At 59.9% G+C, this 12,270-nt stretch carries 8 protein-coding genes and 2 tRNA genes; 5 read left to right on the top strand and 5 right to left on the bottom strand.

Going from position 1 to position 12,270, the window contains the following annotated elements:
• Positions 1–16 precede the first annotated feature (16 nt).
• The 3 genes from NPX02_RS02195 to NPX02_RS02185 all read left to right on the top strand — a co-directional run bounded on the left by NPX02_RS02195 (position 17) and on the right by NPX02_RS02185 (position 2,862).
• Entirely contained in the window at positions 17–766 is a 750-nt protein-coding gene (locus NPX02_RS02195; RefSeq protein ID WP_260291531.1) for a peptidoglycan binding protein CsiV, read from the top strand.
• A gap of 23 nt (positions 767–789) precedes the next feature.
• Positions 790–1,731 carry a bile acid:sodium symporter gene (locus NPX02_RS02190; protein WP_260291529.1) on the top strand — a complete coding sequence of 314 codons (942 nt, stop codon included), beginning with the start codon at positions 790–792 and terminating at the stop codon, positions 1,729–1,731.
• Positions 1,732–1,851: 120 nt separating this feature from the next.
• Positions 1,852–2,862, top strand: a complete 1,011-nt coding sequence (locus NPX02_RS02185; protein WP_260291528.1) for a DsbA family protein — start codon at positions 1,852–1,854, stop codon at positions 2,860–2,862.
• Between the two features lie 85 nt (positions 2,863–2,947).
• Here NPX02_RS02185 and NPX02_RS02180 read toward each other — a convergent pair whose 3' ends face one another.
• Positions 2,948–3,583, bottom strand: a complete 636-nt coding sequence (locus NPX02_RS02180) for a pyridoxamine 5'-phosphate oxidase family protein (protein ID WP_260291527.1) — start codon at positions 3,581–3,583, stop codon at positions 2,948–2,950.
• Positions 3,584–3,669: 86 nt separating this feature from the next.
• Positions 3,670–5,190, bottom strand: a complete 1,521-nt coding sequence (gene exaC / locus NPX02_RS02175) for an acetaldehyde dehydrogenase ExaC (RefSeq protein WP_260291526.1) — start codon at positions 5,188–5,190, stop codon at positions 3,670–3,672.
• Between the two features lie 199 nt (positions 5,191–5,389).
• On the opposite strand from exaC, the gene NPX02_RS02170 reads away from it, so the two are divergent.
• A complete protein-coding gene (locus tag NPX02_RS02170) occupies positions 5,390–6,304 on the top strand; it encodes an AraC family transcriptional regulator (RefSeq protein WP_260291525.1) in 915 nt (304 codons plus the stop codon).
• Positions 6,305–6,419: 115 nt separating this feature from the next.
• On the opposite strand, the gene NPX02_RS02165 is transcribed toward NPX02_RS02170, so the two are convergent.
• Both NPX02_RS02165 and NPX02_RS02160 read right to left on the bottom strand, forming a co-directional pair.
• A tRNA-Glu gene (locus NPX02_RS02165) sits at positions 6,420–6,495 on the bottom strand.
• A gap of 65 nt (positions 6,496–6,560) precedes the next feature.
• Positions 6,561–6,636 (bottom strand) — tRNA-Ala (locus NPX02_RS02160).
• A 333-nt stretch (positions 6,637–6,969) separates the two neighbouring features.
• Here NPX02_RS02160 and NPX02_RS02155 point away from each other — a divergent pair.
• On the top strand, positions 6,970–9,600 hold the full coding sequence (locus NPX02_RS02155; protein WP_260291524.1) for a PAS-domain containing protein: 2,631 nt from the start codon (positions 6,970–6,972) through the stop codon (positions 9,598–9,600).
• Positions 9,601–9,719: 119 nt separating this feature from the next.
• Here the strand turns inward: NPX02_RS02155 and NPX02_RS02150 are convergent, their stop codons facing one another.
• Positions 9,720–12,254, bottom strand: a complete 2,535-nt coding sequence (locus NPX02_RS02150) for a molybdopterin-containing oxidoreductase family protein (protein ID WP_260291523.1) — start codon at positions 12,252–12,254, stop codon at positions 9,720–9,722.
• Positions 12,255–12,270 lie beyond the last annotated feature (16 nt).

Here is a 12,270-nt window from a genome sequence, read left to right as displayed (position 1 = left end):
CGCACGTGTAATCTTTATGAAACTGGTCCGATACTTCGTGGCAATCGTATTGAGTCTCTCCGCCCTGGCACACCCCGTGCAGGCCGCGGAAGAGCCTCCCTGGTATGACATTGAACTGATTCTGTTCAAACAGGGCTCCTCCGGCGGCGCGGCGACAGAGGTGTGGTCGGAAGACCCGGGCAGCCCGGACTGGTCGGACACCGTGACACTGCTGCCGCCGGCGGATGCTCCGTTGCAGCCCTACGCCCTGCTGCCCAGCTCGAGCTGGCGACTGGCCGCGCAGTTCGATGCCCTGCAGCGGACGCGTGGCGCCATGGAGCCACTGTATCATCAGGCCTGGCGTCAACCGGTAGCCACCAACGCGGGGGCCGAGGCCATCTATCTGGGGCCGGGCCCACAGCACAGCGACGCGGGTCCGCTGCCCCTGTTCGAGGGGTTGATCAGGATCAGCGTCAACCGCTACCTGCATGTCGACCTGGATATCCTGTTGCGGGGCGCGAACAGCGCGCTCCCGCCGGCCAGCCCCGATGCGCTTCCCAGCCCCACCCGGGGCAGTATCCGGTTTCAGGCCAGCCGGCGTATGCGCAGCGGCGAACTGCACTATATCGATCACCCCCGGCTCGGGGCGCTGATCCTGATCAGCCGGGTCGAGCTGCCGGAACCGAAGACCGAGACGGCCGCTGAACCCGCGGTAACGGATGCCGTCGCCCCGCCAGCCGAGCCGATACCTCCGGTGACGGAAACAGCCTCCCCGGCGCCCAACTGAATCGGGCGCCGAGCTTTAGCCCCATGAACGGCTATTTTCTCCCGGTAGGCCTGTTGCTGGCGTTTCTCACGGCCTGGCTTGCCCCGGCGCCGGGTATGGCGCTTCAGGCGATGGGGATGATTCCGTGGATGGTGGTCACTATCTTTCTGATCAACGGCTACCAGACGGTACTGAGTCAGATGCCGCTGTCCGGAAAACTCTGGTCCACCGCGCTGATCGCCATCCTGATCAATCTGCTGATCAGCCCCTTTCTCGGACTGGCGACGGCTACCCTGCTGGCACTGCCTGCCGGCGCCGCCCTCGGCCTGATCGTGACCGCAACGGTCCCGGCCACCCTCTCCTCCGGGATTGTCATGACCCAGCTGGCGGAGGGCGACAGATTCAAGGCTCTGTTTCTGACCATCCTGCTCAATCTGCTCGGGGTCTTCACCATCCCGTTTCTGCTGCCGGTGGTACTGGAAAACGTCGGGGACCTCACCCTCTCCCCCTGGCCACTGCTTCAACAACTGCTGATCATCGTCCTGATCCCCTTTGTAACGGGGATGCTGGGCCGCCGGATCATACAACTCCCGCCACGCCACTGGCTGATCCGCTATCTGCCCTCCAGTTGCGTGGTTCTCACGGTCTGGATGTCGGTCTCGGCATCCAGTGACACCCTCAGGGAGATCAGCCTGTCGCTGATCGGCAGTATGATAGCCGCGGCGCTGTTGCTGCATGGCGCACTGTTGCTGCTCTGTCTTGGTTCACGCCGGATCAACCGGCCGGAGCGCGCTGAATGGATTGCCCTGCTGTTCACCGCCTCGCAGAAAACCCTGCCGGTTGCCGTCGGCGTGCTGGTGGCACTCAATCAGTCGGTCGGGGTGGCCCTGGTGGCCTGCATCCTGTTCCATTTTCTGCAGCTGTTTGTCGATTCGATGCTGGCGGCCAGGCTCGCCCGCTCCGCGGTCCGGCCGAATCCCGTATGATGAGGGACAACCAAAGGACCCGCAGGGGATGGCCGATCCCCCGGAACTCGCTTCGGGGCACGCTGTCCGAGCTATACAGACCAAAATGCCCAGCGGGCTTACCCTCACCAAGGATTATCAATGAAGCCAATCAAGTTGATCCCATTCACCCTGGCCCTGTTCGCGGGAGCGACCACCGTTCACGCCGCCGCCGACGCCCTGCTGACCGAGGGCAGTGTCGTCGGTACGGTGAGCGGCAAATCCATCCAGCTGTCGGATATCGAGAACCGCAAGATCAATGAACTGCGCATCCAGCTCCATGACGCACTGCAGGAAGCCTTCATCCAGCACGCCGTCACCCAACTGACCACCGATTCGTCGGATTATCCGGCAGCCGCGCCCGCCGCCATCAGCGAGGAGCAGATCGAGGCTTTCTATCTCAACAACAAGCTGCAGAGCCGCGGCCCCCTGGAGCAGTTGGCGCCGGCGATCCGGGAATACATGGAAGGCATGGCCAAGGCCCGGCACGACATCCAAATCTATCAGCGCGCGGCGATCAAGGGCGATATCACCTCCCGCCTGGTCAAGCCGAAGGAGTTGCTGCTTAAACTCGCCGTCGACAGCGCCTTTATGCGCGGAAACGACCAGGCCGGGGTGATGGTCATGGAGTTCTCCGATTACCAGTGCCCATTCTGTAAACGGGCCCAGGGCACGGTCAAGGAGCTGATCGGACAGTATGGTGAGCGGGTCGCTTTCGGTTACCGCCACTTCCCGCTCGCCTTTCATAAGGAAGCCGATGACGCCGCCATAGCGGTCGAGTGTGCCCGCGACCAGGGGAGCTTCGAGGCGATGCACGAGGTCCTGTTCAATCAGCCGGACAACCTGTTCAGACCCGAGCTGAAAGCGATCGCCCAACGCATCAATATCAAGGACCTGGAGCGGTTCAACAGTTGCCTGGATAACGACACCTATGCCGGCCGGGTGGCCAACGACATGGCAGCCGGCCAGTCCGCTGGGATCACCGGGACGCCCGGGTTTATTATCGGCTACCACGACCCGGACAAGGGCACCGTTGAGGGCGAACTCATCTCCGGTGCACAGCCCGCCAATGTCTTTGTCAGCGCCATCGAAAAGTACCTGAAAGGCCGTTAAGACACCCGCCTATTCTTTAACATCGCTTATAAAGGAAGATGCCCGGTCGATTGACCGGGCATCCTGGTATTTCTTGTGTCTGACACTACCGGCGCAGTTTATCGCACTCCTCCTTGAGCGAGGCATTTTCACTCTCCAGTTCCTCGATCCGTGTCTCAAATCGCTTGCATAGCTTGGATACCTCTTCCATGGGGACCATGGTCGGTATATGCCTGGGACAGTTGACATCCCACGCCTTTACAGTGAACAAGACCACCTGCTCCGCATCGGCGGGGTAACTTTTTATCAAAAGACGGTCACTGAGGGCCAGGTCGTTCTCCACAATGCGAGCCGTGCCCCAGAGTTTCACCCGACGATTGCGGGTATAGTCCATTAGAAAAAGGAAGGCGCGGGGATTTTCATCAAGGTTACCGGTGGTCACGTATTGCCGGTTCCCCCTGAAATCGGCGAAGCCCAGGGTATGGGGGTCCAGCACTTGCAGAAAGCCCGGAGCCCCACCCCTGTGTTGCACATAGGGTTGGCCCTCCGCCGTGGCCGTTGCCAGATAGCATGTTCTGACTTGTGAAATAAACTCAGCCAGACTGGGTGTAATGGTCGTGGCCCAGCCCCCCTCCGCTTCCTGGTCGAGAAATTCGATACGTGAACCCTTGCGTTTTTGCACCGCCTTGACCGACGGGGTAAATGCGATATCACTTGATGGTTGATCCTGCTTTTTAGTCATCTGAACCTCCTAATTGGCATCAGGGAGCGACCTGCCATTATCGTAATGGCAGGTCGCTCCCTGAATCGTTTAGAACTAATCAGTGATTAAAAGAAGCCCAGCGGGTTGATATCGTAGCTGACCAGCAGGTTTTTGGTCTGTTGATAGTGATCGAGCATCATCTTGTGGTTCTCACGGCCGATGCCCGACTTCTTATAACCACCAAAGGCGGCATGAGCCGGATAGAGGTGGTAGCAGTTGGTCCAGACACGACCGGCCTCGATACCTCGACCCATGCGATAGGAGGTATTCATGTCACGGGTCCAGACGCCGGCACCCAGGCCGTACTCGGTGTCGTTGGCGATAGCCAGCGCCTCGGCCTCATCCTTGAAGGTGGTAACGGAAACAACCGGACCGAAGATCTCTTCCTGGAAGACGCGCATCTTGTTGGTGCCCTTGAGCAGGGTCGGCTGAATGTAATACCCCTCACCCAAGCCCTCTTCAACATTCTCAATACCGCCGCCGATGAGTACCTCGGCGCCTTCGTTCCTGCCGATCTCCATGTAGCTGAGGATCTTGTCGTACTGTTGCTGGGAAGCCTGGGCACCGACCATGGTCTCGGTGTCCAGCGGATTGCCGCGTTTGATCTGCTTGGAGCGCTCAATTACCTTGGCGATAAACTCCTCGTAGATATCTTCCTGGATCATCAGGCGAGAGGGACAGGTGCAGACCTCACCCTGGTTGAAGAAGGCCAATACGGCACCCTCCACACACTTGCTGACAAACTCATCTTCCTGATCCAGCACATCCTTGAAGAAGATGTTGGGGGATTTACCGCCCAGTTCCACCGTGGAGGGGATCAGATTTTCCGCGGCACACTTCAGGATGTGTGTACCGACGGGGGTGGAGCCGGTGAAGGCCAGCTTGGCGATGCGGGTGCTATTAGCCAGCGCCTGGCCCGCTTCGCGACCGTAACCGTTAACAATGTTCAGCACGCCGGCGGGCAACAGGTCCTCGATCACTTCGATCAGTTTCAGGATCGATACCGGTGTCTGTTCGGCCGGCTTGAGCACAATGCAGTTGCCTGCTGCCAGCGCCGGTGCGATCTTCCAGGCCGCCATCAGCAGCGGGAAGTTCCAGGGAATGATCTGGCCCACCACACCCAGCGGCTCATGGAAATGATACGCCACGGTACCGTTGTCGATCTCACTTATCCCTCCCTCCTGGGCACGGATACAACCGGCAAAATAACGGAAATGGTCAACGGACAGAGGGACATCAGCCGCCATGGTTTCACGTACTGCCTTACCATTGTCCCAGGTCTCGGCAACCGCCAGCATCTCAAGATTCTGCTCGATACGGTCGGCGATCTTCAGCAGCAGGTTGGAGCGTTCGGTCACCGAGGTCTTGCCCCAGGCCGCCTTGGCAGCATGCGCTGCATCCAGCGCCAGTTCAATATCCTCGACGCCGGAACGGGGAATCTCACAGAATTTCGCTCCCGTAACGGGGGTAAGGTTATCGAAATAGTTACCTTTGACCGGCGCGACCCACTCACCGCCGATAAAGTTTTCATAGCGGGATTTAAATGAGACCACAGCGCCTTCTTTACCCGGTTGTGCAAATATCATACTTCCTCCTAGGGTGTTTTCGAGTAATAGTTCGGACGCTTAGGCTAACTCCACACCAAAGGGAAAACTTGACTGAAATTCCACATCACTTGACTCAGCATCCAGTCCCAACGCATGCTATCGGGTACAAAAGGGGCGTAAGACCTCTGAATTTAAGTTAATTAAATTCCTTATAACACATAGGAGCGAGGAGCCGAAGATGCGTTCTGCGGAGTTGAGTGCACTCAGAAAACCACAAAGGCTGGTGGAAAACCGCGTCAGTTTCGCGGGTCCGGAGGCGGAGCTGAGTATCTATGACACTTACCAGGCCGCCTCTCGCGTGGGACTGGATGCCGATCAGTTGCTCTACTGCGGCATGATCCAGGGCCGCAAGATCATGCATGATGCCCATCACCCGAGAGAGCAGATCTTCCTGCCCCATGAGTCCTTTGTGATGGCGCCCGGCGAACATGTCGACATCGATTTTCCCGATGCCACGACCCAATCCCCCACCACCTGCCTGACGATAGAAATCTCCAAGGAGAAGGTGGCAAAAATCTCCGAACGCCTGAGTGATCTCAATCCGATCGAGTCCGGGCTGGAGGGATGGCAACACAGCAGCACCATACTGCACACCCACCACACCACGGCCACCCAGCACCTGTTGACGCGGCTGGTCTCCTGTTTCACCGAAAATCACCCGGACCGTGACGTGCTGGTGGATCTCGGCGTCTCCGAACTGATCATACGGATGCTGCGTCATCAGGAGCGCGAGTTGCTGCTCAGCTACTGCCGTGATGAGCCGAATTCAAGTGGCATCACGGCGGCCCTGAACCATCTGGAAAAGCATCTTGCAGAACCGCTCGATATCGACCAACTCTCGCGTGTTGCCTGTATGAGCCGCAGCCGGTTGTATGCCGAGTTCAAGACCCAAATTGGCTGCTCTCCCAGTGAACTGCAGCAACAGCTTCGCCTGAAGCTGGCATCCCGGAGACTCCGGCGCGGTGAGCCGGTCACCCGCGTCTGCTATGACCTGGGTTTCAACAACCCCAGTCACTTCAGTCGACGCTTCCGTGACTTTTTCGGCTGCTCACCGCGGGAGTACCATAAGCGGGGCGTGGCCGGCATGCAGTGATACCGGCTATTTTTCAATACAGGCGCTCCCCCGCCAACGTCGCTCCCAATCACCCGTGAGTAGTTACCCTGGACAAAAAAAGCCCGACCGGTGACCCGGCCGGGCTTTTTTGGATTGGCGTCCCCTAGGGGGTTCGAACCCCTGTTACCGCCGTGAAAGGGCGGTGTCCTAGGCCTCTAGACGAAGGGGACTTGGACTCTATCCATTGCATGACTGTGCTGGTGTCAGTCACTCAGGCCTCCTGCCCTGGAGTGTTTGGTGGAGCCAGGCGGGATCGAACCGCCGACCTCTACACTGCCAGTGTAGCGCTCTCCCAGCTGAGCTATGGCCCCGTAACAAGGCGCGCATGGTAAGGTATCCGCTCGCATTTGTCTAGGAGTCTGTGGGGCTTGATCGGTCGTAGCGGCAGTAGATCAGTGTTTGGTCCGACACACGCCATACCGATGGCAAATCCTGGATTTCCGGCGTCGCCTGACGGGCACCCCGGACCGCACCGATACACTCCCCGGATCCACAGCGACAAGGGACATTGCCGGCGGACGATTTTACCTCTTGTGAAACTATCGCTACACTGGAGCCATGGAGCGCCCGGGTCGCGGGTGACCCCGCGAGGGTGTGCAGATGGCGCGACTCTATTAATAACCAGAAACACCTTGTGACGGCGAATGACTACATTAATCACGCTCGTTTTGCTGGTCGCCCTCGCTGCCGCCCTGTGGCGCCTGCGCCAGCTGCAGCGCCATATTCAACGGCAGCGGGATAACACCGCAACAAGCGCGGCCGACAGCCTCCCGGCGGCCATTCCGCAAGCCCAGGCGGCCACCGCCCGGCACCAGGTCCACTACCTGCAATCCATTGTCGATCACATGCCTCAGGGCATCTCGGTGTTTGATGATCAACTGCACCTGCGCTGCTGGAATGCGGTACTGGCGGATGTACTGGAACTGCCCCCGGAAAGCCTCTATGACGGCGTGCCGTTCGAAGATCTGATCATGTACCCCGCCAGGCGGGGAGAGTATGGACCGGGCGACCCGAAAGCGCTGGTGGCGGCACGGCGGGACCTGGCACTCAAGTTCCTGCCGCACCGTTTTGAGCGCACCCGGCCAAACGGCAGAACACACCTGGTGGAAGGCAAGCCGATGCTGCTGAACGGCGAGGTGGTGGGATTTGTCACCAGCTATACCGACATAACCGATCGCAAGCATGCCGAAGAGGCGATGCAGAGCAAAAACGCCCTATTGCAGACCCTGGTGGACAACATGCCCGGCGGGGTCACTGTGTTCGGGCCCGACCTGCGGATGATCCTGTATAACAACGAGGTGCTGCGTCTGCTCGACTTCCCCGCCGAGTTGGCCGGGCAGCATCCCCATTTTTCCGAGGTCATCCGAACGAACGCGGAACGTGGCGAATATGGTGATGTGGACGTAGAAAGCAAGGTGGCGGAAATGCTCCACCTGGCACAGAATCCCAAGCATCACCGCGTGGAGCGCATCCGCCCGGACGGCACCGCCATCGAGATCCGCGGCGCACCCATTCCGGGGGGCGGCTTCGTCACCATCTATTCCGACATAACCGAACGCATTGAAAAAGAGCGCGAACTGACCAAGCGTAATCAGATCTTCAGCACCCTGATCGACAACATACCGGGCGGGGTCACCCTGTTCGACAGCGAATTCCGGCTGGTTACCAGCAACAGGGAGTACCGCCGCCTGCTTGACTTTCCGGATCATCTGTTCGAAGACACGCCCACCCTGGAACGTTTCTTCCGCTTCAATGTGGAACGCAGCGAATATGGTGATTGCGATGACCGGGAGGCCAAGGTCGAGGCCCTGATGGAGACCGCGCGACAGTCCGTTCCCCACGTATTCGAGCGCACTCGGCCCGACGGCACGGTGTTGGAAATCCGCGGCATGCCACTGCCGGATGGTGGCTTCGTCACCATCTATAGTGACATAACGGAACATAAAAGGGCTGCCGAGGCAATCGAGAAACTGGCCCATGAAGACGCCCTCACCGGCCTGGCGAACCGCTATACCCTGGAGGCGCGCCTGGATCAATCGCTGGCCGATATGCAACGCCACCACAAACGGCTGGCTCTGATTTTCATCGACATGGACAACTTCAAGGCGATCAACGACTCCCTCGGGCATGCCGTGGGTGATGAGTTCCTGATCGAGATTGCCCAGCGTCTGTTGCAATGCGTGCGCGGCAACGACATTGTCGGTCGGCCCGGGGGGGATGAGTTTGTCATCGCCATCACCGATCTCGAGGAGAGTACCAGAGCCGCCATCCTGGCCAGCGAAATACTCCAGGCCCTGGCGTTACCGCTGCAGCTCGGACCGCATCAGGTGGTGCCTTCCGCCTCACTCGGCATCAGCATCTATCCCGATGACGGCAGAGAGCGGGTCACCCTGATGAAGAACGCCGACATCGCCATGTATTCTGCGAAATCGGCCGGACGCAACCGTTTCCGTTTCTTTGATGCCCGAATGACCCAATCGGCGGAAACGCGGCTGCGGCTGGAGGGTGAGTTGCGCCAGGCGCTGGAGAGAAAGGAGTTGGTACTCCACTATCAGCCGCAGATCCGCGCGAGTAACGGCCGGATTATCGGCTTCGAGGCGCTGGTGCGCTGGCAGAAAGCGGATGGTGAGCTGGTGGCGCCCATGAAGTTCATCCCCCTGGCCGAGGAGACCGGGCTGATCGTGCCGATCGGCCAATGGGTCCTCAGAACCGCCTGCCTGACCCTGGCCGCCTGGCACAAAATCGAGTGCATGCAGGAGCTCTCCATTTCGGTCAACCTCTCCGCCCGCCAGCTTATAGACGAGACATTCATCGATCAGGTGGATGATATTCTGACCCAAACCGGCATCCACCCGCACCTGCTGGAACTGGAGATCACCGAGAGCGTGGCGATGGAGAATCCGGTTGCCACGGTGGAGACACTGTTGGAGCTGAAGGCGCTGGGGGTGAAGCTCTCGATTGACGATTTCGGTACCGGCTACTCCTCCCTCGCCTACCTCAAGTTGCTGCCGATCGACAGGCTGAAGCTGGACCGTGCCTTTGTCATGGATATCGAAACCGATCCCAATGACGCCGCCATCTGCACCGCCACCATCGGCCTGGCACATAATCTGGGACTTGAGGTGATCGCCGAGGGGGTCGAGAGCCGGGCTCAGTCGGACTACCTCTCGGCGCTTGATTGCGACTACATGCAGGGCTACTACTTCAGCCCGCCCCTGACCAGCGGCGATGCGGCGGCATTCGCCACCACCTATGACGGGATCATCAGGAGATAGCCGTATTCAGAGCGCGGCAGCACAAGGAGTATCAGCCAAAAACAGACCCGGTTGTCACCCTGACAACCGGGTCGTCACATGACGCCGCATGGGTGAAATTCACTCCCGGCCCTCAGCCGTTACCCGGACTTTGGCGAGAGACTGACCACGGTATCCATCCAGCACTGTTGCCCCGCCACCGGCTCGGTGCTGTCAGCGATCAGATAATTGGGATGCACCCCCACGCCCTGCCACCACTTGTAGGCATCATGATGCCGGTCATCAATGGCTTGCGGCGCCCGCTGGTCGCTCGCATAGCGTCCGCCTTCCCAGCGCCCCGAGTGGATCGAGATGGCAATCGCACCGGGCATAATCCCCTGGGTCAGGCGGGCAACCGCCTCCACTTCACCCACTGACGATTTCAGGCTGATCCTGGCGCCCTCTGTCACCCCCTGCGCGGCCGCACTCAGCGGATTGATCCACACTTCGCTGTCGTGATGAATCTCACTCAGCCAGGCGGCATTGCCCGTAGCGCTGCTTGCCTGCACATTGACCTTGAAGGTACTGAGCATGAACTGCCCCGGTTCGAGCTGCTGGTGCGAGGGAATCGCCTGATAGCTCGGGAGTCCGGGCAGCCCCGCGGCCGCCAGAATCGGCGAGTAGAGTTCCAGATAACCGCTCTTGTCCAGTTGGCCGGGGGCAAAACCGCGATAGACCTTGTCACCGATCCGCTGTCCAAGATACCCCCTGCCGGCACCCGCGGTGCCGCTATAGCCCTGGCGTTCCGCCGCTGCGGGATCCGTAACGCCGGCCAGACGCCAATCCCAGTAGACCCCGGTCGTCTCATCGAACAGCACCGTTTCACCCTGCAGCAGATCACCCGGCACCTCCACCTGGTGAGCATTAAATTGCGGCTGGAGTTTCTTGTCATGCCAGACGCCGCCCTTGGTCAAACCGCGAAATCCCCGAGCCTTGCGCTTGACCACGGGCGTCTCCTTGCAGGCCGCCTCGACAAACGCCTCATGGCTGCTGAAACCGATATTCAATCCCAGCTTCTCCCCCAGCTCGCAGCATACATCGACAAAATCCCTGGCCTCACCCTGTGGCGCGACCATCGGCTGACGCAGACCGTATTCAGCGATCCGGCTGGGCGAAATCCCCAGTTCAATCCCGTAACACTCGAGCGGTGTGGTATCCGGCAGGATCAGGTCGGCCAGGGCGGCCGACTCATCATATACGGAGGTGACCGCGACCGTGAAGGGTAGCAGCGACTCATCTTTCAGAATCTTGCGCATCGCCCCGGTATCGGCATTGGCGAAGAGCGGATTGTGATGATACCAGAGATAGAGTTCAGGCCGCTCCCCCACCTCCTTGATCCGTTTCAGCACGTTATCCCCGGCACCGAACATCTGCAGCCTGGCACCCCGTTCCGCGTTGCCAAGGAAGCCCAGCCGCCGCGCCGGTTGCCCGCCTTCGGGGCCTTGCGGAAACTGCCACTCCGGCAGGACCGCCTCGGAGCGTCCCCCCGGGTTATTGATATTGCCGCTCAAGGCGGCCAGCAACATCAGCGCCCGCTCGGTCTCCACGCCATTGTAACGGGCGGTGGCGCCGCGCGAACTGAGGAAACAGGTCGGTCCGGAATCCACGATCTCGGCGGCCAAGCGGCGAATCAGCTCCGCATCCACACCACTGATCTGTTGCGCCCACTCGGGGGTGTAGGACTCGAGATGCGCACGCAGATGGGCAATCTTCTCCTCCACCGTGGCGGTAGCCTGCTCACTCACCTGGCAGAACTCCAGGAAACGCTCACCCGCCCCCCGATAGCCCTTCTCGGCGACCAGTTGATGACACATCGCCAGTATCACCGCCAGGTCGGTCCCCGGTTTGACCGGCACCCACTGATCCGATTTTGCCGCCGTATTCGACAACCGCACATCGAAGGTAACCATCTTCATGCGTCGATCAACCTGCGACAGGGCCAAGCGCCTGGCCAGAGCGACCATATTGGTATCGGCCTCCAGCAGATTGCTGCCAAAATTCACCACCAGACGTGCACGTTCCAGATCCGGGCCATCGAGAGCCCCACCCCAGGTCAGTTGCTGGGCGACGCGTCTGGCGCTGAGGCTGTTGCATCGCTGGTCCAGGATTGAGGCACTGCCGAAGGCCGGCATGAAGATACCGTCGATCAGCTTTTCGGCACTGCTGGATATCCAGCCGTGCTGGAACAGGAAGCGTTCCGGTTTTCCCTGATCACGCAGACGCGCCAGGCGCTCGCGAATCTGCTCGATTGCGGCCTCCCAGGAGATCGTCTGCCACTTCCCCTCACCACGCTTACCGGTCCGATGCATCGGCTGCAACAGCCGATCCGGATCGTACACCTTGGTCATGCCGGCCTGGCCCTTGGAACAGATCCGGCCCAGATTGCGGATGGAGCTGGGGTTCCCCTCAACCTTGACCAGTTGGCCCTCGTCACGATAGCCGATAATGGCGCAATGACTGGGACACTCCCCACAAATTCCGGGCACCGCCTCCAGTTCGGCACCGCTGAAGGTGGAGTATTCCACGCCCCCTTCGGTCATGGGAGGGCTTTTTTCCGCCGCCTCGGCCGTCGCCGGCAGCAGCGGCGCCGAGATGGCCGCAGTGGCGGAGAGCAGGAATTTTCTGCGGTTAATCATATCAGCCTCCAATCAA

This window comes from Sedimenticola hydrogenitrophicus (genome assembly GCF_025175675.1).
In the GTDB taxonomy this organism is placed as follows: domain Bacteria; phylum Pseudomonadota; class Gammaproteobacteria; order Chromatiales; family Chromatiaceae; genus Sedimenticola; species Sedimenticola hydrogenitrophicus.
This window is presented reverse-complemented; position numbering and strand designations above follow the sequence as displayed.